This is a genomic window from Butyrivibrio sp. XBB1001 (assembly GCF_000424505.1).
Lineage (GTDB): Bacteria > Bacillota > Clostridia > Lachnospirales > Lachnospiraceae > Butyrivibrio.
The window spans coordinates 40,570-63,521 of record NZ_AUKA01000007.1 but is presented as its reverse complement, the minus strand read 5'-3'; the positions used below and the strand labels follow the sequence as shown (position 1 = coordinate 63,521).

At 41.9% G+C, this 22,952-nt stretch carries 18 protein-coding genes; 5 read left to right on the top strand and 13 right to left on the bottom strand.

The genetic code is table 11. The features are described from left to right. Positions 1-51: 51 nt before the first annotated feature. The 11 genes from G631_RS0107905 to G631_RS0107855 all read right to left on the bottom strand — a co-directional run bounded on the left by G631_RS0107905 (position 52) and on the right by G631_RS0107855 (position 14,934). Positions 52-804: an RsmE family RNA methyltransferase gene (locus G631_RS0107905; RefSeq protein ID WP_026488993.1), complete on the bottom strand. Its 753-nt coding sequence runs from the start codon at positions 802-804 to the stop codon at positions 52-54. Beyond that, positions 804-1,841, bottom strand: coding sequence for a 50S ribosomal protein L11 methyltransferase (prmA, locus tag G631_RS0107900; RefSeq protein ID WP_026488992.1), 1,038 nt, complete (start codon positions 1,839-1,841; stop codon positions 804-806). Before prmA ends, G631_RS0107905 begins: the two co-directional genes overlap by 1 nt. A 247-nt stretch (positions 1,842-2,088) precedes the next feature. Beyond that, the gene (gene dnaJ, locus G631_RS0107895; RefSeq protein ID WP_026488991.1) at positions 2,089-3,264 is read right to left on the bottom strand and encodes a molecular chaperone DnaJ; all 1,176 of its coding nucleotides are present in this window, start codon (positions 3,262-3,264) and stop codon (positions 2,089-2,091) included. Positions 3,265-3,358: 94 nt separating this feature from the next. Then, positions 3,359-5,242, bottom strand: coding sequence for a molecular chaperone DnaK (gene dnaK, locus G631_RS0107890; RefSeq protein WP_026488990.1), 1,884 nt, complete (start codon positions 5,240-5,242; stop codon positions 3,359-3,361). Positions 5,243-5,433: 191 nt separating this feature from the next. Continuing rightward, complete coding sequence (gene grpE, locus G631_RS0107885; protein ID WP_026488989.1) at positions 5,434-6,108, bottom strand: nucleotide exchange factor GrpE; 675 nt, start codon at positions 6,106-6,108, stop codon at positions 5,434-5,436. 45 nt (positions 6,109-6,153) lie between these two features. Further along, positions 6,154-7,185, bottom strand: a complete 1,032-nt coding sequence (gene hrcA, locus G631_RS0107880; RefSeq protein WP_026488988.1) for a heat-inducible transcriptional repressor HrcA — start codon at positions 7,183-7,185, stop codon at positions 6,154-6,156. A 227-nt stretch (positions 7,186-7,412) separates the two neighbouring features. After that, on the bottom strand, positions 7,413-8,210 hold the full coding sequence (locus G631_RS0107875; RefSeq protein ID WP_026488987.1) for a hypothetical protein: 798 nt from the start codon (positions 8,208-8,210) through the stop codon (positions 7,413-7,415). Continuing rightward, positions 8,200-12,501, bottom strand: a complete 4,302-nt coding sequence (locus tag G631_RS18500; protein ID WP_051197016.1) for a S8 family serine peptidase — start codon at positions 12,499-12,501, stop codon at positions 8,200-8,202. The genes G631_RS0107875 and G631_RS18500 overlap by 11 nt, the downstream gene beginning before the upstream one ends. Before the next feature lie 419 nt (positions 12,502-12,920). Then, positions 12,921-13,409 carry a DUF6465 family protein gene (locus G631_RS21125; RefSeq protein WP_051197014.1) on the bottom strand — a complete coding sequence of 163 codons (489 nt, stop codon included), beginning with the start codon at positions 13,407-13,409 and terminating at the stop codon, positions 12,921-12,923. Between the two features lie 100 nt (positions 13,410-13,509). Continuing rightward, positions 13,510-14,706 carry a pyridoxal phosphate-dependent aminotransferase gene (locus G631_RS0107860; protein ID WP_026488986.1) on the bottom strand — a complete coding sequence of 399 codons (1,197 nt, stop codon included), beginning with the start codon at positions 14,704-14,706 and terminating at the stop codon, positions 13,510-13,512. A 27-nt stretch (positions 14,707-14,733) separates the two neighbouring features. Beyond that, a complete protein-coding gene (locus G631_RS0107855) occupies positions 14,734-14,934 on the bottom strand; it encodes a hypothetical protein (RefSeq protein WP_026488985.1) in 201 nt (66 codons plus the stop codon). Positions 14,935-15,140: 206 nt separating this feature from the next. Between G631_RS0107855 and G631_RS0107850 the strand changes: the two genes are divergently transcribed. Continuing rightward, positions 15,141-16,163, top strand: a complete 1,023-nt coding sequence (locus tag G631_RS0107850; protein WP_026488984.1) for a CPBP family intramembrane glutamic endopeptidase — start codon at positions 15,141-15,143, stop codon at positions 16,161-16,163. Positions 16,164-16,295: 132 nt separating this feature from the next. On the opposite strand, the gene G631_RS0107845 is transcribed toward G631_RS0107850, so the two are convergent. Together G631_RS0107845 and G631_RS0107840 are read right to left on the bottom strand one after the other, a co-directional pair. Further along, on the bottom strand, positions 16,296-19,091 hold the full coding sequence (locus G631_RS0107845) for a hypothetical protein (RefSeq protein ID WP_026488983.1): 2,796 nt from the start codon (positions 19,089-19,091) through the stop codon (positions 16,296-16,298). A gap of 75 nt (positions 19,092-19,166) precedes the next feature. After that, positions 19,167-19,490 carry a hypothetical protein gene (locus tag G631_RS0107840; protein ID WP_026488982.1) on the bottom strand — a complete coding sequence of 108 codons (324 nt, stop codon included), beginning with the start codon at positions 19,488-19,490 and terminating at the stop codon, positions 19,167-19,169. A 223-nt stretch (positions 19,491-19,713) separates the two neighbouring features. Between G631_RS0107840 and G631_RS0107835 the strand changes: the two genes are divergently transcribed. From G631_RS0107835 to msrA, 4 genes are all read left to right on the top strand, one after another. Beyond that, complete coding sequence (locus G631_RS0107835) at positions 19,714-20,292, top strand: hypothetical protein (RefSeq protein WP_026488981.1); 579 nt, start codon at positions 19,714-19,716, stop codon at positions 20,290-20,292. A 115-nt stretch (positions 20,293-20,407) separates the two neighbouring features. Next, positions 20,408-21,775 carry a TrkH family potassium uptake protein gene (locus tag G631_RS0107830; protein ID WP_026488980.1) on the top strand — a complete coding sequence of 456 codons (1,368 nt, stop codon included), beginning with the start codon at positions 20,408-20,410 and terminating at the stop codon, positions 21,773-21,775. A gap of 9 nt (positions 21,776-21,784) precedes the next feature. Next, the gene (locus tag G631_RS0107825; protein WP_026488979.1) at positions 21,785-22,432 is read left to right on the top strand and encodes a potassium channel family protein; all 648 of its coding nucleotides are present in this window, start codon (positions 21,785-21,787) and stop codon (positions 22,430-22,432) included. A gap of 27 nt (positions 22,433-22,459) precedes the next feature. Further along, positions 22,460-22,948, top strand: coding sequence for a peptide-methionine (S)-S-oxide reductase MsrA (msrA, locus tag G631_RS0107820; protein WP_026488978.1), 489 nt, complete (start codon positions 22,460-22,462; stop codon positions 22,946-22,948). The last annotated feature ends 4 nt before the right edge of the window (positions 22,949-22,952 follow it).

The following is a 22,952-nucleotide window of genomic DNA, read 5'->3' as shown; positions in this document are numbered from 1 at the left end:
GTAATCTGCCTTTTAACTACTTATCAATCAGAAAACTTAAAAGCTTAAAAATCATTTTTCAAGATGATACATAAGCCATGAAATAATTGTAAATCCTGCAGTCTCAGTTCTAAGGATTCTCTTTCCTAGCGTGATAGGTTTAATATCATTGTTCTGGCAAAGCTCAATTTCTTGCTCAGAGAAACCTCCTTCAGGCCCAATAAATATGGCTATACTCTGGCCAGGCTCTATCGCCTCTATAATCCTTTTGGTTTCTTCTATGCCCTTGGCATTCTCATATGGAATAAGCTTCACATCCATATCCTTGGCAAGTTCTACAGCCTGTTTCATTGTAACAGGCATTGTAACCTCAGGAATAATGGCACGCTTACTCTGTTTGGCCGCAGCCTCAGAAATAGCCTGCCATCTCTTTATCTTATTCTCTGCCTTCTTGTCATCAAGCTTAACAACACATCTCTTGGTTGCCATAGGAATCACCTGAAACGCCCCAAGTTCTACCGCCTTCTGGATAATAAGCTCCATCTTGTCCACCTTGGGGAGCCCCTGGAAAAGATATATCCTGGAAGGAAGTTCATTGCCTACCTTCTCAATAAAACAGAGTTTACCAATTACAGATGAATCAGTGATATCCTCTATCTCATAGAAGATTTCCTTACCCTCATCATCGTCTCTTATACTTACTGAAAACTGCTCTCCCTTCTGCATTCGGAGAACATTGGCTATGTGATTATAATCGCTCCCTGTTATCTCTACACTTTTAAAATCAGGTGTTATCTGTGAGCCGTCAACAAAGAAATGATACATCAGTTTTTCCTCGATGTGATTGAAACCCAGTCGCCCTGATGATGGATTTCAAGAATCTCAAGTCCAGCATCAAGATGTGCTTTCTTAACCTCTTCCTCTTTGGTGTTTATAATACCGGATGTTATATAAATTCCGCCCTTCTTGAGCTGATTCATGATAACCGGAGTAAGAGGTACTAGTACATTAGCCAGAATATTGGCTACTACTATATCATATTTATCATATCCAACAGTATCCTGAACCTTTTTGTCATCGATAATATTTCCAATCATCATATCGAATTTTTCAGGCGCAATACCGTTATTTTCCATATTCTCTTTAACCGCTGGAACAGCGCATTTATCCAGATCTGTACCAACTGCGTGCTTGGCACCAAACATCAATGCAAGAATAGATAATACACCGCTACCAGTTCCTACGTCAAGAAGCTCAGTTTCTGAATTAACGTACTTCTTGAGCATTCTGATGCAGAGCTGTGTTGTTTCATGCATTCCAGTACCAAAGGCGGTTCCAGGATCAATATGCAAAACCATCTGTGCCTTGTTCTCGTCATCCTCAGTTTCCTTCTCCCAAGAAGGAATTACCAGAATATCATCTATATAAAACTTGTGGAAATACTGCTTCCAGTTGTTTATCCAATCTATATCCTCTGTTACATCAACAGATATTGTACCATCTCCGATATCAGAAAAAGTCTTAAGTTCATCAAGCTTCTCCCTAATATCAGCCTGCATCTGTTCAGGAGTTCTCTTCTCCTTGACATACTCCCCATCCTCATTAGGAAGTTCTACTGTCAGCATATTCTCATCATCTATTTCCAAAAAGAAATTAAGATAAGCTACGCCGCTCTCTATTCCGCTTGGTGCCTCATCAGGCTCAAGTTCAGGCGCATCAATAAACATCTGCTCCTTCTCAGCCGCAGTCAAAGGCGCATTATCCTCAATCTGTGCTCCCTCAAGTCCAATATCCTCAAGGTAACTAACAATTATATCCTCAGACTCTTCATTGGTACGAACCCTAAACCTCATCCATTTCATAAGAATCATTTCCTTTCAAACAATACATCTATCCAAGTATTTTTGATAACCATCACTCAAAGTATACAACATTACAACCAACGAAGTATAACATATATCACAAGAATATGTGAACAATCTATAACCAAATATACTTACTTAAATATCCAAATACAGTTACGTGAAATCAAAAATATCGAGGAGAGACCGACTTCTCTGAGCAACGCTGAAAGGAGGTCTCTCCTCGATTTTATATTTTAGATTATTGTTATTTGAATAATCCCTTCTTTTTCTTGCCGCCACCGTTATCTGGTCCCTTATCTCCAGAACCCATAACACGGTCAGCTGCTCCAAGACTATCTCCTGTCTTCTCATCAAACTGCTTGAGAAGCTCTTTGGCTTCCTTGGAAATCTTCTCAGGAACCTGAACAACAAGGGTTACATAGTGATCACCTCTTGTATCTCTGTCCCTAAGGGAAGGAACACCTTTTCCACGAAGTCTTACTCTTGTATCAGTCTGTGTACCAGGCTTGACATCATAGGCTACCTTACCATCAACAGTATCAATGATAACTGTTCCTCCAAGTGTTGCAATTGCAAAAGACATAGGGACTACAGAATAAATGTCGTATCCCTCTCTCTGGAAAATAGGATGATCAGATACGATAACCTCTACAAGAAGGTCTCCTCTTGGTCCGCCATTAACACCTGGCTCACCCTTTTCTCTGATTCTTACGCTCTGTCCATTATCTATACCGGCTGGAATAGTAACCTTGATCTTCTTCCTGCTGGCAATATATCCACTGCCATGACAATCTGTACACTTGTCCTTGATAACCTTACCAGTACCACCACATTCTGGACATGTCTGAACATTTCTGACAGTACCAAAGAAAGACTGCTGAGTGTAAACAATCTGTCCCTTACCACCACACTTTGAACATGTCTGTGCAGATGTACCAGGCTTAGCACCAGTTCCATGACAAGTTGGACATGGATCCTTGATAGTAAGCTCAAGCTCCTTCTCACAACCAAAGACTGCCTCAAGGAAAGTTATACGTACGCTGGCACGAAGGTTTGCTCCCTTGGAAGGGCCTGTTCTGGCTCCGCCTCTGGCTCTGCCGCCTCCAAAGAAATCTCCAAAGATATCTCCAAAAATATCTCCAAAGTCCGCACCATTGAAATCAAAGCCACCAAAGCCGCCCTGACCACCATCAAAGGCCGCATGACCAAACTGATCATACTGACGTCTCTTCTCTGGATCGCTCAGTACAGCATAAGCTTCAGATGCTTCCTTGAACTTCTCAGCTGCAGATGCATCACCCGGGTTCATATCTGGGTGATACTTCTTGGCAAGCACTCTGTATGCTTTCTTTATTTCGTCCTCACTGGCGCCCTTGCTGACACCAAGGACTTCATAATAATCTCGCTTCTGTTCTGCCATATTACTCCTGATAAATTCTCTTAATAGCCAGACGGAAAATCCCGCCTGGCTATTATTATATTCTTACTCAACGTAGATATCCATTAACAAAGACTTAAACTTCTCTGTAATCTCCATCAACAACGTTGTCGTCACCAGTTGATGTGTTCTGTGAAGCTGATCCCATATCAGGGCCTGCACCTGCACCCATGTTAGGGCCTGCGCCTGCTGCACCCTGTGCATTCTCATACATCTTAGCAAACAGAGCCTGTGCATCGTTCATGAGCTTTTCCTTCTGGCTCTTGAGTGAATCGATCTCAGAGTCTGAAAGTTCCTTATCCTTAGTCTGCTCAAGAAGATCCTTGAGAGCCTTGATATCATCTTCTACAGTCTGCTTCTGAGATGCGTCGATCTTGTCTCCAACATCCTGAAGAGCCTTCTCTGTCTGGAATACGAATGCATCTGCATCGTTACGAGCATCGATTCCTTCCTTACGCTTCTTGTCCTGAGCCTCATACTCCTGAGCCTCTTTAACAGCCTTATCGATATCTTCATCAGACATGTTAGAACCAGCTGTAATTGTGATGTGCTGCTCCTTACCTGTTCCAAGGTCCTTAGCAGATACGTTAACGATACCGTTAGCATCGATATCGAATGTAACCTCGATCTGAGGTACTCCTCTCATTGCTGGAGGGATTCCATCAAGTCTGAACTGTCCAAGTGACTTATTATCCTTAGCAAACTGTCTCTCACCCTGAAGTACGTTGATATCTACAGCTGTCTGGTTATCTGCAGCAGTTGAGAATACCTGGCTCTTCTTGGTAGGAATTGTTGTGTTACGCTCGATAAGTCTTGTAGCAACACCACCCATTGTCTCGATAGAAAGTGAAAGAGGTGTTACATCAAGAAGAAGGATATCACCAGCACCAGCATCTCCTGCAAGCTTACCACCCTGGATTGAAGCACCGATAGCTACGCACTCATCTGGGTTAAGGCTCTTTGAAGGCTCATGTCCTGTAAGCTGTTTAACCTTTTCAACTACGCAAGGAACACGAGTTGAACCACCAACAAGGAGAACCTTGCTGATATCTGCATTTGTAAGGCCTGCATCCTTCATAGCGTTCTGAACAGGAATAGCTGTCCTCTCAACAAGATCATGGATAAGTTCTTCGAATTTAGCTCTTGTAAGATCTACATCGAAGTGCTTAGGGCCATCAGCGCCTGCTGAAATGAAAGGAAGGTTGATATTTGTTGTTGTAGAAGAAGAAAGTTCCTTCTTGGCCTTCTCTGCAGCTTCCTTAAGTCTCTGCATAGCCATCTTATCGCCTGAAAGGTCTACGCCTTCCTTATTCTTGAAATCCTGAACCATCCAGTTGATGATTGCCTGGTCAAAGTCATCACCACCAAGATGTGTATCACCGTTTGTTGAAAGTACTTCGATAACGCCGTCACCAATCTCAATGATTGATACATCGAATGTACCACCACCAAGGTCATAAACCATGATCTTCTGTTCTTTCTCGTTGTCGAGACCATAAGCAAGAGCTGCTGCTGTAGGCTCGTTGATGATTCTCTTTACCTCAAGGCCTGCAATCTTACCAGCATCCTTTGTAGCCTGACGCTGAGCATCATTGAAGTATGCAGGAACTGTGATAACAGCCTCAGAAACCTTCTCGCCAAGATACTGCTCAGCATCAGCCTTAAGCTTCTGAAGGATCATAGCTGAGATCTGCTGTGGAGAATACTTCTTGCCATCAATAGTACGACCATTGTCTGTACCCATGTCTCTCTTAATTGATGAAATTGTGTTGTCTGCATTTGTTACTGCCTGACGCTTAGCTGGCTCACCAACAATTCTTTCTCCATTCTTTGTGAAAGCTACGATAGAAGGTGTTGTTCTAGCGCCTTCTGCGTTAGCGATAACAGTTGGCTTACCACCTTCCATAACTGCTACGCAGCTATTGGTTGTACCAAGATCGATACCGATAATTTTACTCATGATTTTTTCCTCCGTTATTTGAATAATATACAAATCATCGTTATATACGGATTGCTCCATTTTATTCTCGCAATCCTACATCCATTCGGAATCCGCATTATCATGCTACTTCCTCATGTCTGTTCGGTCTTCAAGGTTTCAAATATATGCATGCAAGCATACATATTTGAAACTTTGAATCCCTATATCACTCACTGTGCAACAGCAACCATGCTATGTCTAAGCACGGTGTCGTGGAACTTATATCCCTTTTGAAGTTCCTGTGCTACTATTCCGGATTCGTACTCCGCACTCTCAACCTGCATTACTGCATTGTGAAGGTTAGGATCGAATTCCTTACCCACAGCTTCAATTGGGGTTACTCCAAGATTTTCAAGTTCTTTGATAAGCTGCTTGTAAATCTTGTTCATACCGTCTGCAAAAGCTCCATCCTTTTCTGCCTCTGGAACTGCTGCAAGGCCTCTCTCGAAATTATCTATAACGGGAAGAAGTTTCTCAAGGACACTACCCTGGCCCTGTTCAAACATCTGAGCCTTTTCCTTGTCTGTTCTCTTCCTGAAGTTATCAAACTCGGCCATCTGTCTCATGACACGGTCATTGAGTTCTTCAACTTTTTCTTTAAGCGGATCCTTTTTCTCTTTCTTGGCAAAAGGTCCTTTCTTCTTGGGAGCTTCAGCATCTGCAGGCGCCTCAGCCTTGTCCGCTGAATCCTTATTTTCTGTTTCCTTGCTCTCTGTTTCCTTGTTCTCGGATTCCTTGTTCTCCGCTCTCTCTTCTGCTTCCTGTTCGAGCTCTTCCATGATATCTTCGAGAACCTCTTTCTCCTGCTCGGAAACCTGTTTCTCTTTCTTGTCTGTATTACTCAAATCGATTGCCTCCTGATGATAATCACTAATCTATGTCAAACTGCGCTAGTTCTTCTTGTAAAGGTCATCCAGCGCATGTCTCATATTCTTAAGAGTTGAAATAACCTTATCGTAGTCCATTCGCTTAGGTCCGATGATACCTACAGTTCCCTTCATTCCATCGCCTAGTTCATAGGTTGCTGTAACTACGCTGCAATCCTTCATGGCCTGTACAGGAGTTTCATTACCAATATAAACCTGTATTCCAGTCTCCTCAGTATCTGCTGAAAGAGTTCCCTCAACAATACTTGTAAGATCCTTGGTATCTTCGAAAGTGCTGATCAGCTCACTTGCCTTGGCACTGTCTGTAAGTTCCGGATACTTGAAAATATTCATTGTTCCGCTTGTGTAAATCTGCAGATCTTCATCAGCTGTGATGGATTCTGCTGCGGCATCTATAACATTGCCAATGATCTCACTGTGGATACCTGCCTCCTGTTTAACAGCAGCTATTAGGCCTAAGTTAATATCCTCAACTGCAAGACCATCAAGTCTTGTATTCATAAGGATGTTAAGCTTGAGCATTGTGGCATCATCTAAAACCTCCTCTACTGGGATGATCTTGTTCTTGATGACATTGCCCTCAATTACTATAGTAGCTAAAAGATGACCCTCGTCCACCTTGGAAATCTGTATGAATTTAAGCTTATTCTTCCTGATCTGAGGAGCAGAGATCATAGTTGCGTAGTTGGTATCTACGGCCAATGTCTTGGCAACCTGCTTGAGCAGATTCTCAAGCTTCTCTTCCTTGTCAAGAAGCATTTCCTTCATGTTCTCAACTTCCTGCTCTTTATCCCTTAGCATTTCATCTACATATACTCTGTAGCCCTGATCTGAAGGGATACGACCTGCTGAAGTATGAGGCTGTAAAATAAGTCCCATCTCTTCAAGGTCTGCCATCTCATTTCTGATTGTGGCTGAGCTAAGATTAAGATCTGTGTACTTGGAAATTGTACGACTTCCTACAGGCTCTCCTGTTTCCAAGTAGTTCTTAACTATGGCATGAAGTATTTTTCTTTTTCTCTCGTCTAGTTCCATAGGCCCTTCCTCTGCATTCACCGGTTAAATTCATTGGAATGGTATTTTTGAGTGTTAGCACTCACTAGGTTTGAGTGCTAACATCTTCTGTATCATAAAATATCACTCCCTACATCCAATGTCAACCTCTACATTTATTAATAATGTATGAAATATCAAAATGTAGAAAAAAAGAGACCCACATCTCAATTGATGCAGGTCTCTTCCTTATTTAATGTGATTTCTTATCAGCCACCGATAACACCAAGAAGCTTAGTTACAGTAACCTTAACTGGAGCTGAAGGCTCTGAATCATAAGATGGTGAACCTGTCTGGTGAGCAACTACCTTATAGTAGTAGTCCTTCTGGCCTACGAATACATTAAGGAGTGAATCGCCCTTAGAAGTACCAATCTTCTGGTAAGGTCCCTCTTCAGCCTTTGCACGATATACTACGTAGTAATCTGCGTTCTCATCCTTTGTCCACTTGATCTCTACGCCGCCAACTACCTGTGTAGCTGTAACGTTCTGAGGAGTAACTGGCTTATTTCTTCCAACTGAAACCTGATCTTCGATAACAGTTGCAGGAACTACCTCCTGATCCTCATTGTTGATACCAAATACCTCTGTCTTGATAACAGTGTCCTGAGCCTTAGTCCAGTCCTTAACAGCAAACTTTACGTGTAGAACCTTTCCGCTGCGGCTCTTTGGCTTAGCATTAACATAAGCAAATGCTACACCCTTTGAATCCTCATCTGAATAATCGCTATTGAAGTCCTCTATGTCAAAATTAACTTTATCAGCTGCCTTTGTCAGCTCAAGTACCTCAGGATCGTATGTTACAGCAACTCTACCATCTGTAGTAGTAACTGTATCAAGATTAAGATCATAAGTAACTGTCTGCTTTGAATCCCTTCCATCAACAGTAACACTTGTGTGAAGTGGGGCAACATCTGCTGCCGCAACTGTCTGTGCTGGTGCTACTGAGAAAAGAACTGCTGCTGTTAATCCGAGAACGACTCCCCTATTCAATAATTTAATCATCATTCTCTCCTCCTACAACTTCTTCATTTGAACCAGCCTCTCCAGCCTGATCCTCTACTACTTCATCATCAGAAGCGCCTGTAGATGCCTCGTCAGATGCCTCTTCTACTACCTCAGAAGAAGCTGCTACTGCTGCATCATCTGTCTTTTCATCTTCAGCAACTACGCTTGAAGCCTCACTTGATGCCTCTGAAGCGCTGTTATCTGCCTTAGCTGCTCTTGCAGCCTTGATCTGCTCAAAACGTGCTCTGAACTCTGCTGGAACATCATCTGGAAGGTTCTCAGGAAGTTCTTTATTGCCCTCATAAAGCTCATCATTTACGATAACTTTGATCTGAGCTGTAAGGTGCTCGCCATCAACTGTTGTGTTGATAGTCTTTGCTGTAACTATGCATTCACCCTCACTAAATGTAAGGAAAAGGCCTGATGAAAGAACATAGCAAACATCCTCATCTGAAGATGACCATGTAACACCATCAGCATCCTCTGCAAGCCAGTCAGGGCCAACAGTTGCTGTAAAGTTATCCATTACCCATGTTCCGAGAATGATCTCTTCACCCTGGTCAATTGTGATAGATTCAACGAACTGTGTCTCTTCATGGTCTGTATTGTTAATGCGATACTCAACAATGTTAAGAGCATAGTCTGCTACATCAATAAAGATCTTCTTATCATAATTATTGATTGTTACTACAGTCTCAGCACCTTCTTCTGTCTGGTTGATAGCATGCTTCTCAAGTGTCTTTCCGTCCTTGTCATATACAAGAAGTGCTGCTACATAACGGTTATCCTTAACTGTTACATCGATCTTTGTTGGATCTTCAGCATTTGGAGCAACATTTACGATCTCTGGCTCAGTGTTATCAACTGTGATAGGTGTTCTAAGGTAAAGACCTGCATTCTGAAGAGTTGTAGGATCCTCAACCTTATCATAGTAGCTAGGAATAGCCTGAAGAGTCACCTCAACTTCTGTTCCTTCTGGAAGAGGCTTACCCTCTTTGTCTGTAGCTGGCCAGTTGAGCTCTGTATAATCAATATAGTTCTGCCACTGTCCCTGATATACAAATGCTGCATAATTCTCTGTCTTTGTATCTTCGAAGTAAACTTCACCTGTGTTCTTATCCTTGATTGTTGTAATTACTCTGCTAGCATTTCTAATAAGTGAGTAGTACTGTGAACCAAGTACTGTTCCATTTTCTGAGCTGATAGCATTTCTCTGTGGTAAGTACTCATCCTCATCTACGAACAAATTAGGAACGAAGTAGTACTCATCAGAATCGCCAAGAGGGAACAATGACAGGAAGTTAGTCTTTGAAACTCCTGAATATGTCTGTCCTGCATAATCCTTGTTGTATTTAGCCTCGTAGAAGTCGTATGGCTCAAACATTGAAGAATCTGCCCAGCTTCCATAGAATGCAAGGAATGGAACTGAAAGATCTACATCGCCATCAACATATACGAAACCATCTACATACATACCATTTTCAAACAATGCAAGATATTCTCTATCGCTGTCTGAAAGGTTGATATTTACATTAACTGTTGTCTTATCTGTTACTTCAACTAATGCTTTCTCAGAAGCAAGATCCTTCTTAGTAAAGAGATATACGTCCTTAGTATTTACAGCACCATCATCGTTAAGGTCGAATAAATCTGGGTGTGCCTTAAATGTTTCATTCTCAAGTGTTCCATTTACAACCTTAAGGAACGCCTTCTGATCAGCTTTATCTGTTACACCGTTTCCATCAAGATCAAAAATAGGAACTGTGTTATTAGCTGTAAGTGAAACTGAAGGGTTAAGCTTGTGTGATGTTCCAGCAAAGAATGTAAGACCGCTCTGCTCATAGATCTGCTCAGTAAGAACAGAAGCATCAAGCTCGTAATACTGAGGTTCATCTGTTAAATTGTAGAGATCAAATGAGAAGCTGTAGTTTCCAGCCTTCTCTGGATCATCTCCAAGAACTGCCTTTACCTTACCATCGTTGCCTTCCTTATCACCAACAAGAGCATAAACAGGTGTTGTTACTGCATTGTATGCATTTCCAAGTCCTGCGCCCTGTGATCTTGGTGAATACTCAAGTCCCTCAGGATCATTACCCTCGTGAAGAGGTACTGCTGTACTCATAAGAAGTGACTGAGCAAGTGTACGAACTGAAAGTCCTGTACGTGCATCAAGTCCATTCTCACGGATATACTGCTCAACAAGTGCACTCTGTCCTGTGATTGAAGGAGCAGCCATTGATGTACCACTCATGATTCCATATGTACCATTGTCTGTTGTTGAGTAGATATTTCCACCAGGAGCTGTGATCTCAGGCTTAAGATCAAGTGTTCCAGGAACACCGTAAGATGAGAAATCACTCATTGTGTATCCATCAGCAACATTGTAGTTAACGCCGAGCTTATCTACTACAGTAAGTGTTCCTTCATAAACTTTATCAGAAACCTGTGTGGAAGCTGCTGCAATTGCCTCTCCATCAGCAAGTGTGATAGAAATTGCAGGAATAACTGCTGTGCTTCCCTGAAGTGTCATGTTGATAGTACCAGGCTGGTTATTGTAGATGATAACAGCGCTTGCACCAGCAGCCTCAGCATTCATCTGCTTTTCACCGAATGTGCACTCACCACGCTGTACAAATACGATCTTACCAGTTACATCAACACCCTCATAATCAGCAGGCAATCCCTTAGCATTAAGGAATACATATGGATACTCTGTTCCATCCTCGTCTTTTGCAAGTGTTGCAAACTTAGGAGCCTTTGTATCATTTCCATCGTAATAGAAGATCTTCTGGCCAGCAGCATCAAAATACTTAGCAGTAATTGAGCTGTTTACAGCACTAGCTACTGTAAATGCATTGTAGTATGATCCAGGAGAACCAACTGTATCCTGGTTTACATCTGCACTAAGGTTAACACCATATGAAGAATCATCAGACCAGCGACCTGAGTTACCAGCTGAGATTGATACTACTGTGCTTGTTCCCTGAAGCTTGTTGAATACATCATTGATGTAAGCTTCAGAATCAGCTGAATAACCAGCTGCTGATGAGCCAAGTGAAAGGTTAACTACGTCAGCCTTAAGAAGGATAGCATCCTCGATAGCTGCCATATAGTCATCACTGTAAGCACCACCCTTAGCACCAAATACCTTCATAGTGATAAGCTGTGCATCAGGAGCAACACCTACAACACCGATATCCTGTCTTGCATATCCTGTATCTGAGTTTGCGTTAGGAACATAGTAGTTTGCTGTAGCAATACCAGATACGTGTGTACCATGATCACCCTGATCATCATTGTCATGTGTAATATTAAGGTTCTTGTCTACATAGTTGAAAGCGAAAGCAATCTTCTCATTTACATAGAGCTGATCTGCTGTAACGCCTTCACTTCTCTGTGCTACGTTAAGATTTGGAAGAACTGATGCAATCTCCTCTGCTGTCAGAAGGTTGTAGTCCTCAACACTCTTACCGTTAGTCTCTGCTGTCTCCTCAAGGTGAGCCTTGAAAGCCCCTTCATCGAATGAAGGGTGATCTGAATCGATACCTGTATCGATGATAGCAATTCTTGTGCCTGCACCTGTATAGCCTGTTGCCCATGAAGTATAGCTGCCAACCATCTCGCCAGCTGTAACTGTCTCAGGATTAGCTGTCTCTACCATTGGGTCATACTGCTGTGCTACATAAACTGCTTCTACGCCATCAACATCAACGATGTTAGCGATGTCCTTGTAAGCAACGTCTGCAGATACAGCGTTTGTGATGATTGAGAGATTGTAGTTAACATCGAGTGTTTCTCCATCAAGAGCCTCAGCCTCGATCTTTTCTACTGTCTCTTCCTGCTCGGCAACGATCTGCTCTGAAAGATTCATAGCTGCATCATTGTCAGCAAGGTTCTCTGTGTCATATCCCTTATCAAGGACGCTGTCGCCCTCCATAACGATGATTACACGAGTCTGCTCCTCAGGATCCTTCTCCTCAACTGGAAGTTCTGTTACATCACCTTCAAAAACTTCCTTTTCATTCAAGTAATCCTCATCTTCAGGATTAACCTTCTCGAACAAAGGCGCATCTTCTGAAACTTCTTCTGCTGCTTCTGAAGCAGCTGCTCCGCTCTCGTCTGTGCTTTCTTCAGCTGCTGCGCTTGTTTCCTGTGCTGCCTCTTCCTGGCTGCTGGAAAGGTTAGCTGCGTCATCCCCAGATGTAGCTGAAACAGTGACCACATTAGTAAGTGCAAATGTAGCACTTAAGATCACTGCGAGCACCCTAGCGGGTCCCACTTTTCTTTTCATACACTTTTCCTCCACATAATATTATAAAAAAGCACCTAATAGGGCATTTTTACCGATAATACGTAATAGTCTGACAAAACTAATTTGATTTAAAGCGTTTCCCCATTAACACTTTTAAGCATTAAAGCATTTAGGGTAAAAAAAATGAAGCACTCTCATACTTCATCGTATTGATAATAGTGTACGAGCGATATTAATTTAAGTCAAGAAAAAATAATCAATTTCTAAAAGAATTATTAAAATAAAATTTTATCGCCAGCGATAAGCAGTTTTTATGCACCTTCGAGAATAAGTGTAATATTAATGTTCTTTTTTACGTAAAGAATGTTTTGTATACAATCATTTGTTTTAACGCAAAAAGTCCCAGCCAACTGCAAGCAGCTGACCAGGACTTTATAAACTGTTTGAGCACTATAAAATTATAATCCGTACTGATTGTGTTCCTTGTCATTAACAACAAAGTATACAGTATTCTCTTCAGGCTTAACGTAGAGATCAAGTTTCTTGATATCTGAAACATTCTTGCCCATATCATACTGATAAACATTCTCAGCATTCTCAACAAGAGTATCATAGGTTACGTTCTTGTCAGCATACTGAAGCACGATGTTTGTCTTTAATGTAGCCTGAGCTACTTCCTTCTTGGCAACTGGCTTCTTAGCTGCTGCCTTCTTAGCAGGAGCCTTTTTAGTAGCTGGAGCTGCAGCCTTCTTTGGCTCAGCCTTCTTAACTGCAGGCTTTTTAGCTGTAGTAGCTGCTGCCTTCTTAACTGCAGGCTTCTTAGCTGCTGGCTTCTTGGCTGCAACTGTAGCCTTTGGAGCCTCTGCTATCTTAGCTTCTGCAACAACGGGTGTCTTGATTGAAGCAACGGGTTTTACAGTTGCCTCTGTCTTCTTGATTTCGGCCATCTCTTTTTTCTCCTCCTCAAAAATCAAAAGTGATTTATGCAACTCGTTAAAACAATAAAGCAGTTTACGAAATAGAGTTTACACCCCTTAACCCGCATTGTCAACGCATTTGATTATACTCTGCTTTTACAAACTCCCTTAATCTCCGCATTGCACGCTCAACCTTCTCGGTATCTATGCAATAAGCCATTCTAAAGAACCCTGGCGCACCAAAACCATCGGTAGGAACAAAGATCAGATCATAGTTCTTGGCTTTTTTGCAGAATTCTATTGAACTCTCCTCAAGAGCCTTAGGCATGATGTAGAAAGTTCCCCCGGGCTTTACTACTGTAAAGCCAAGCTCTACAAGAGTATCGTAGATAATATTCATATTGGTCTCATAAACAGAAAGATCTGCTGTCATGCCACATACCTTGGCAACTGCCTGCTGAATGATGGATGGAGGACAGTTGTGACCAGTGCCTCTTGATATCTGGCCGCACATTGGCACGATGAACTCTGCTCCCTCGCAGGCAGGATTAACTGCAACATAACCAATTCTTTCTCCAGGAAGTGACAAAGACTTAGAGAAAGAATAACAGCTAAGGGTATGATCATAGAATTTGGAAACATAAGGAGCATCTGCACCCTTAAACACAATCTCTCTGTATGGTTCATCTGAAAGAAGGAAAATTGTATGTCCAAACTCTTTTGACTTGTCTTTTAAAATCTCGGAAAGTCTTGTAAGAGTTGCTGTAGAATAAGCAACTCCAGATGGATTGTTTGGTGTGTTCACAAGAACTGCCATAACTCTCTCATCAAGCATCTCCTCAAACTTGTCAAAATTGATCTGGAAAGATTTCGTATCCGCTGGAACTATGCTAAGTTCCAGACCTGCTCCGGTAATATATGGACCATACTCTGGAAAGAAAGGCGCAAAGGCTATGACCTTATCCCCAGGCTTTGTAACAGCACGAACAGCGTGAGCTATTGCTCCCGCTGCTCCGGTAGTAGGGAAGATATGTTCAGGTCCGTAATTCATTCCGAATCTCTCATTTAAAGACTCTGCAATCTTCTCTTTATATAAAGGATTTCCAAGGCTTGGCGTATATCCATGAAGTGTCATGGTATCTTCCTCCCTTAGTAGCCGTATCATCTCATCAGTAAACTCCTGTGGTACCGCTACACTTGGATTTCCAAGACTAAAATCAAAAACATTCTCGTAGCCGATTTCCTTCCCCCTTGCTGTGGCATACTCCGACAGCTCTCGGATAACCGACTTGGCCCCCAACATGGCCTTGAAACTTTCGTTTATCATACCTCTCCTTACTCCTCCAAATATTTTTTATGTACGCTTCTTTGGCCTTCCACCATTGTCCTTGCAGTTTTGCATCGCAGAACCTGCAGCTGCTACATTCATAAGATCATCATCCGACAGTTCCTTGGCCATTGGATATCGCGAGTCCACATCTGCAAGAACATCTGCAAGTTCACTACTCTGTGCGAATTTCTGATAGTCAAACAGCCTTGATAACTTCTTTTCCATGGTATGCCTCCTATTATCAATAAATGATATTGCATTCATGTTTTCTTTTACATTTATTTATACGAAAAAAAAGAACATGTGGCAATTGATTTTTTATAGCCACTTAAAACAAATTAAAAATATACTATCCACCAAAAAAGCTATTTCCTCAGGAAACTATTGGCTTATAATAACCTTATATTTTTTATGATTTTATGGAGGTTTGTATGGAAAAAAATAAAGCAAAGGAAACGTACTCTCGAATCGGACTAAGTTACATTCTTCTTTACTTTTGTTATCTTGTTGTTATGGCAATCTGCTATATTGTATATTCCAGGATTGCAGGAAAAGAGGGACTTCAGGGAGATGCAAACATAATAATCAATTACGCTGTCCGCGTAGGCCTATTATACCCTGCTATGTATCTTGCTATCAGAAAGCTCCCCAAATTTGACATTCAAAAAAACAAACTGGGATTTGGCGGAATTCTCACTTCAATCTGCATAACCTACGCAACAATGATTCTTTTCAATATCGTTGGCATTCTTATCAATAATTTCATTGGGAAATACACAGGTCTTGGAAATGTTAATCCACTTATTGATGCTCTAGGAAACATATCCCCTGTAGTACAGGTCGTTGTTGTTACTATTCTTGCACCAATCTGCGAGGAGCTCCTCTTTAGAAAGTTCATCATCGACAGGGTGGTAAACTACGGTGAAGTTACGGCAATGCTGGTTTCTGCGCTGATGTTTGGCCTTTATCATGGCAATCTTGCGCAGTTTGTCTATGCTTTCGGCATTGGAATATTTTTTGCCTTTATCTACCTTAGAACAGGCAAAATCTGGTATACTATCCTCTTCCACATGTTTGTAAATGGCTTTAGCACTACACTTACATTGATCCTGAGTTCAAAAATAAACTTATCAGAATTTATGGATCTCTACTACAGTGGAGATATGGAAAAATACAACCAATATGTAATGGAACATATTGATGTCTTTGCTACACTTGGCTTATTCTCAATATTCATTTTCATGCTTGTTATAGCCGGTATCATACTCATGATCGTGTTTCATAAGAAATTTGTATTCCAGCATCATGAAGAGGAAATACCAAAAGGCCAGAGATTTAGCACTGCTATCCTCAATGTAGGTATGCTGGTATTCATCGCATACTGGTTATTCTCAATTATTTCAGTCCAGCTAGGCTTTAGCCTGTTTGACATGATTGTAGGCCGTCTTCTTTAATGCAGTATTTATGCAAAGGAAGCGCTTCGCTTAACTGACATATTTCATATCAGTAGTTCTTCAAAAATGGACTGCAGCTAATTATAGCCGCAGTCCATTTTATTATCTTAATATCATTTACAAGGGTTGTTATCAATCGCCCCACTCATCATCTTCTTTTCGAAGTTTTTCTTCCTTCCTTTCCATGTGCCTCTTGTAGAGCATTTCTCCGGTGCTTCCAAGTACAGCAATAACGATGAGCCAGAACCAGTTCTTCTTTATCGGCAGTGTTCCACTATCTACAGTTGCTGAAAGAGCTGTCTGTTCTTCTTCGATAGTGACTATCTTCTCAGTGTCTGCTTTTACAATATTCTGCTGAGCTTGTATTGTAGGCCTTGAATCTACTTCAGCAGATTGATCTGTGATTCCATCAGAAAGAGCTACCTCTTCTTCTCCAATCTCAACCACATCACCAAAGCCTGCTCCAGCAGCATTATTCTCAAGAGCTACGCCGTTTGTTCCGCCAGAGGCATTATTTTCAAGGGCAACTCCGTTTGTTCCGCCAGCAGCATCATTTTCAAGGGCAACTCCACCTGAGACAGTAGCGATAATTCCACCAGGTCTTACTGCAGCGCTAGCTTCCGCCGCGCCACCTCCGCTGCTTCCTCCAGGCAGATTACCTGCTCCATCGTCTAAAACTGCGCCGCCTCCGCCGCTTCCTGGATTAAGCCTTGCTATTGTATTTTCCAAAACTCCAGCAGCATTATCAAGCTTGTTCTGAAGCTCCGTAGCCTTTGCCTGTGCCGCAGCAGCCTTTTCATCAGCCTGAGCCTTAAGTCCGTTAAGCTCATTTACAAGCTCTGACATTGTCATGCCATTAAGCCTTGTAGCCTCTTCTGCAGAAACTGTGATTCCAAGGTGCGTTGCAATATCAGATACCCCTAGAACATCCACCGCCATTCTGGATTTCTTGTTCTTACTCTGCTCTTTAATAGTATCGATTGCATCAGCCAGCTTATTAACTTCTTCTGTTGCCTGTGCCGCAGCCCCCTTAGCTTCAATAGTAGCGTTCTTATACTTAGCATATATATTCATAAGCGCCGCTGTATTAGGATTCTTGGCCACACTGTTCTGGGCAATGAAGTTATTAAGAGCCCTGCTGTTTTCAATGATCTCATCTACCTTATCAGCTGATAGTCTCGGCTGGCCATTATTCCAGATGACTTTATTTCTAACATCCGTATCATGAGTAGTATACTTCACGATATTCTTTTCAGAAGCTACAATCAGGCAGTTTCCATCGTGAAGCAGATTGTTCTGGTTCTGCACAACCATTGTAAGCTCATGACCGTCATAGCTAAGTGGTGTTCCATCATCTCCATAAGAGAACTTGCTTGCATCTTGAGGGTTCTCAATCTCATCCCGGATGAGATAGTTCTTTTGACCTGTATCATCCGTGTATACAAAGACATCAAACTTGCCCTGATTATAGGCAGTTTTCTTGTTATTATTATTGAGAATCGACTGCCCCTTATAGTACTCCTTGACCTTTTTGTCTGCCTCAATCTCATCCTCTGTCTTTTCAAAGACAACCACACCTGCAGTATTATTGAGATTAAGAGCACTAAGGTTTAACTTGGTCAGTGAATCCCAGTTAAAGTATCTGGTTGCTTCATGAATATTACCGTCTTTATCCTTATATTTGAAATTAAACTCGTGATAGTTGTACTCCTGGCCTTCTGCGCCGCTTACTGGTTTAAAGTCTCTTGTGTAGTCAACCTCATCCAAGATGATATCAAGCCCCAAAACCTGTGGTATGTAGTAGTTAGCCACAACCTCATGCATGATCACTCTGTTCTTGTCAATTCCGCCGATCTTGCCTTCCCACTCCTTGTTGCCTCGAAGCTTAGCAAGGTTATTGGCCTCGTTCTCATCGGACAATTTATCTTCAACCTTATCAAGAGCCTCTGCAAGATTATCAACTTTGCGCTGAGCCTCAGCTACGCTAGCCTGAGCTGTGATTGTTCCCTGTACAGCATCGCTGACCTTGCCATCAAAGCGCTCTTCAGCTGCATCAAGAGCAGCCTGCGCCTGGTTAAGCTTTTCAACTGCCTTTTCGTAGTCGGAAACCATTCTATCGTAAAGAGCCTTCTTGGCAGCAAGATCTGATTCCATATCAGAAACAAGCTTTTCAAGATCGTTGTATGCCTTCTGGGCATCTTCTTCATTTGTAGCATTCTGGACCTTCTCTACAAGCTCAGCAGCCTTGGTATCAGCATTTTCTGTATCCTGCTTCATTCCGTCGGCAGTTTTTATCATTTCACTGGCTGAATCTGTTATCTCTTTTGACTCTTCCTGAACCTGAGTATAAGATGCCTCTACCTCCTTATTAGCAGTTTCTGCCTGAGAAAGATCATCCTTAACTTCTGCAACCTTTGTGGCAGCTTCAGTAAAATCAGAAACAGCAGAAGGAGCAACGCTTCCATCCTCCTGAGGGCCATCATTGACGATAGCTTCTGCAGCTTCGATCATATTCTGGATCTGGGCATTTACTTTAGTTCCTTCTTCTGATGATGAAGCAGCAGGAATACCCATTTCTTCACTTCCCTGAAGGATCAGGTCAGCTGCTTGTTGAGCGTCCTTGGCAGCACCATCTGCTACTACATCTGCTTCCTGCTGTCCCTCTGCAGAAGGAGCCTGCTCCTGGCTTCCAGAGATTGCTTCCTGAGCTGTCTCTGCCTGGCTCTGGGCCTCAGAAGTTACTGGTTCGTAAGTATCGACACTTTCTGCCTGCGTCTCGGTATTTGGTTCCGGGCCAGTATTATCTGGCAATTCCTCACTTGGCCCACTTGCATACGCCGTTACAGGTGATTGCAAGGTCATCATGGCTGAAATACCGATCATCAGCGCAGATACAAGTTTTTTGTTGGTAAGAGTGTTGTTCTTCATAAGCGTCTCCTCTCACTTCCCAGAATCTTAACCTATCTGGATTTGCAGACGTTTTTCAGTTACATGGATACCTCTTTACTCAGAAGCATCCTCTAATCCGATCTGTGTAAACAGATACTGTAATACATCAGGTGTGAACTTTCTGGATTTAAAAGCAAGTGTCTTCTTGCCATTTTCTTCTTTATCCTCACGCACTGCCTCAGCGTACATGATCATAGTTTCTGCAACAATGATCACATCCCTGGTCACAAGATCAGGAATTCTTTTATCAACAGTTATCGCAATTCCCAAAGGACTGATATTCTTGACTTGCCCGTAGTATCTGGTAAGTGTCTCTTTGTCTACAATCACACTATTTGCTATAAATTCCACTCTGTTAATACTTCTACGTTCCTGCATGAATATCCCCTCTCTTTGAATCATACTGTTGACCATATTTTGGCCAGTTGTTAACTTTATCTTATATTTAGTATATCGCCAAAAAATCATAAAACTAATCATAAGAGCCCCAAAAAGATATGATTTTATCAACTTTTATGATTTGCTTAATAACTACTTAATTATTTACCGTACAATCTTGTATAATAAATAGGTAATTCTATATTGAGAGGGGAAAAGAAATATGAAAAGAAAGACACTTGGATTGATTCTGGTTTTTGCACTCAGCTTAAGTCTTGTAGCCTGCGAATCAAAAAAAGAAAATGCTGATGCGACAGCAAATGCTGAAACAGGAAGCATTTTTGAACCAATCGATGACTCAACTGCTGCTCAGGAAAATGATACTAACAAAGGCACATCATCTTCTCTTCCGGAAGGTGTCGAATTTAACACAGCAGATGGCTTTTACGCCGGCACTCTGCAGTCCTCCGGAAAAGATAAAATTGGAGCAGCTAATGAATATGGTTCTTTATACACTATCATCTATCAGGCCCAGATAATCGACAACAACCTTGTTATCTACGGGAATTTCGGATATAGAAACTTCCAGGATCAGGATATAGTATCTGTTTCCGACAATGGAATCTATGCATTTACCATCACAGATGACACCACTTTTCAGATGGTTGGTGGAGAAGAAGGCCCGGAAATTGTAAGCAAAGAAGATTTTAACAATTATCTCAGCCAGCTTATAGACTCCCAGCTATATTTTGAAATTGAAATTGCTGATAACCATGCTATTACTGTAAGTATTTCTTCCTGAGCGCCTTGATAAGCAATAAACTTGGTAAAACTGTATAAAGCGATTTCTATGATTATTTGCTATAATGCGTATTAGCAATTTATCCATTGCTAATACGCATTTTTAGGAGAAGGATTTGAAAAAGTGGAGTTTATCCTCAGAACACTTGATACCACTAAGTTTTCTTGGGGCAATTATATTAGGAACAATCCTCTTGATGCTGCCATTTTCTGCCGCATCAGGACAGGGAACAGATTTTATAACAGCTCTTTTTACAGCTACGACCTCAGTGTGTGTAACAGGTCTTGTAGTTGTTGATACCTACAGCCACTGGAGCATCTTTGGTCAGGCAGTTATTCTGGTCCTGGCACAGATTGGCGGTTTGGGTATCATCACCGTTTTTTCCATGCTCCTTCTGGTAACCAAGAGAAAATTCTCTATGGGCCAGAGGATGATGCTCAAGGATGCCCTTAACTTAAACACAAGGTCAGGAATTCTTGGCAAACTGGTTCGCATCATGCTGGGAACCTTTACAGTCGAGCTTATCGGTGCAGTTCTTTATTCTTTTTCGTTGGTACCTTTATTAGGGGTAAAAAAGGGCATCTGGGCCTCAGTTTTTAACTCAGTATCTGCCTTTTGTAATGCAGGAATGGACATCATAGGTCCCACTAGTATGGGACAGTTTAGCAGTAACCCCGGAATGCTCCTTACGACTATGCTGCTTATCGTCCTGGGAGGTCTTGGCTATGTTGTATGGTTTGATGTTTCATCTGGCGTTAAATATGGATTCAAAAAAGGCTACACTCCTGTTCAGGTCTGGAAGCGCTTTTCAGAGCACACTAAACTCGTGCTGTCACTGACCTTTTCACTTATCCTTTTAGGTGCTGTAGCTATTTTCATATTTGAATACGACAATCCTGGAACTATTGGAAATATGTCTCTTCCAGATAAGATAATAAACAGTTTCTTCGAGTCAGTAACCCTTAGGACAGCTGGATTTGCCAGTTTTTCCCAGCGCCGCATGACTGAAACCTCTTGCATAGTATCTTATTTACTAATGTTCATAGGTGGATCTCCAATAGGTACTGCAGGTGGTGTCAAGACAGTAACATTTTTTCTGGCCACCATGAATATCATCACCTATATTAACCAGGATAAAAAGAACCTGGTATTTCACCGAAGGGTTGATGACGACCTCATGAGAAAGGCCACAGTTATCGTAGCTGTCAGCTCTTTTACCGTAGTAGTAATGACTCTTGCCCTTATGGCAACAAATAGAGGCCTTGGTATCACCAATGCTCTGTTTGAAGTTGTAAGCGCATCAGCTACAGTAGGACTTACAAGAGATCTGACTCCCTCATTAAATCTTGCCGGCAGGATCATCATCATTATCTCAATGTACCTTGGCAGGATTGGTCCTATTTCAATGGCAATCTTTTTTGCCAAACCCAAGAAAAGCAATAATACCAGCAAATACGCAGATGGCGAATTCTACGTAGGTTAAGGAGGCTATATGAAAAAATCAGTTGCAGTACTCGGACTTGGAAGATACGGAACAAGCCTTGCAAAAAGTCTTTACGACATGGGTGCAGACGTCCTGGTAGCAGATATAAACGAAGATAAGATAGAGGAAATGAAGGATCATTGCACCGTTGCTGTGTGCGCTGACCTTGAAAATGAAGAAGAGATAAAGGCTCTGGACATCAAGAATATGGACACTGTAGTCTGTGCCATGGGCCGAAACCTGGCTGCCAGCATCATGATCGTAGCAGTGGCAAAAGAACTGGGTGTCCCCCTTGTAGTTGCCAAAAGTTCATCAGAGAGAATGTCATCCATCCTTAGAAAAGTCGGTGCAGACAAGATCATTATCCCGGAGGATTTCGGAGGAAATCAGTCTGCAAGAATTCTTCTGTCCGACAACTTCATGGACTACTTCCAGGTGGATGATAACCTGTCCATGATAGAGATTAAACCTAGAGAAAACTGGATTGGCAAGAGTCTTATAGAACTTGAACTTCGAAAAAAATACAAGCTCAATGTAGTAGCTGTCCGCAACGGAGGCAGTAACTGGGCTTTCATCGATCCAAACAGAAAGCTCACAGAGGAAACTACTCTTTTAGTCATCATTGAAACAAGTGAGCTACACAGAATCAGTAAATAAATTAATGGCCATTGAAAAGGAGACATCATGAGAGAAGCTTATTTTGCAGGCGGATGCTTTTGGTGCGTTACGCCAATCTATAAAATGTACGGAGTTGACAAGGTAATCTGTGGATACGCAGGTGGCGATGAAGAAAATCCTACTTACGAGCAGGTCAAGCACCAGGAAACAGGCCACAGAGAGACAATCAAGCTGGTCTATGACCCTGAGAAAGTAGCCTATGATAAGCTCCTTGATATTTATTTTGCCAACGTTGACCCTTATGACGCCGAAGGTCAATACATCGACAAAGGTTTTTCTTATACTCTCGCCATCTTCTACAACAGCGAAGAGGAAAAAGAAATAGCGCAGGACAAAATAAAAACTCTTGAAGTTGCATCAGGCAAAAAGGCTCAGGTAGCTCTTTTACCCTACAAGAACTTCTACGAAGCAGAGGAATACCATCAGGATTATTACCTGAAAAACCCTGAAGCTTTTGAAAAAGAGCTTATAGAGTCCGGTAGGAAAAAGGCATAAAATT

Excerpts from the sequence above, each read along its gene's own strand:
- G631_RS0107840 (WP_026488982.1), bottom strand. The coding sequence starts at position 19,490 with ATGCAGGAACGTAGAAGTATTAACAGAGTGGAATTTATAGCAAATAGT.
- G631_RS0107855 (WP_026488985.1), bottom strand. The coding sequence starts at position 14,934 with ATGGAAAAGAAGTTATCAAGGCTGTTTGACTATCAGAAATTCGCACAG.
- G631_RS0107860 (WP_026488986.1), bottom strand. The coding sequence starts at position 14,706 with ATGATAAACGAAAGTTTCAAGGCCATGTTGGGGGCCAAGTCGGTTATC.
- G631_RS0107850 (WP_026488984.1), top strand. The coding sequence starts at position 15,141 with ATGGAAAAAAATAAAGCAAAGGAAACGTACTCTCGAATCGGACTAAGT.
- G631_RS0107825 (WP_026488979.1), top strand. The coding sequence starts at position 21,785 with ATGAAAAAATCAGTTGCAGTACTCGGACTTGGAAGATACGGAACAAGC.
- G631_RS21125 (WP_051197014.1), bottom strand. The coding sequence starts at position 13,409 with ATGGCCGAAATCAAGAAGACAGAGGCAACTGTAAAACCCGTTGCTTCA.
- dnaJ (WP_026488991.1), bottom strand. The coding sequence starts at position 3,264 with ATGGCAGAACAGAAGCGAGATTATTATGAAGTCCTTGGTGTCAGCAAG.
- G631_RS0107835 (WP_026488981.1), top strand. The coding sequence starts at position 19,714 with ATGAAAAGAAAGACACTTGGATTGATTCTGGTTTTTGCACTCAGCTTA.
- prmA (WP_026488992.1), bottom strand. The coding sequence starts at position 1,841 with ATGAAATGGATGAGGTTTAGGGTTCGTACCAATGAAGAGTCTGAGGAT.
- msrA (WP_026488978.1), top strand. The coding sequence starts at position 22,460 with ATGAGAGAAGCTTATTTTGCAGGCGGATGCTTTTGGTGCGTTACGCCA.
- hrcA (WP_026488988.1), bottom strand. The coding sequence starts at position 7,185 with ATGGAACTAGACGAGAGAAAAAGAAAAATACTTCATGCCATAGTTAAG.
- G631_RS0107905 (WP_026488993.1), bottom strand. The coding sequence starts at position 804 with ATGTATCATTTCTTTGTTGACGGCTCACAGATAACACCTGATTTTAAA.
- G631_RS0107875 (WP_026488987.1), bottom strand. The coding sequence starts at position 8,210 with ATGATGATTAAATTATTGAATAGGGGAGTCGTTCTCGGATTAACAGCA.
- G631_RS0107845 (WP_026488983.1), bottom strand. The coding sequence starts at position 19,091 with ATGAAGAACAACACTCTTACCAACAAAAAACTTGTATCTGCGCTGATG.
- dnaK (WP_026488990.1), bottom strand. The coding sequence starts at position 5,242 with ATGAGTAAAATTATCGGTATCGATCTTGGTACAACCAATAGCTGCGTA.
- G631_RS18500 (WP_051197016.1), bottom strand. The coding sequence starts at position 12,501 with ATGAAAAGAAAAGTGGGACCCGCTAGGGTGCTCGCAGTGATCTTAAGT.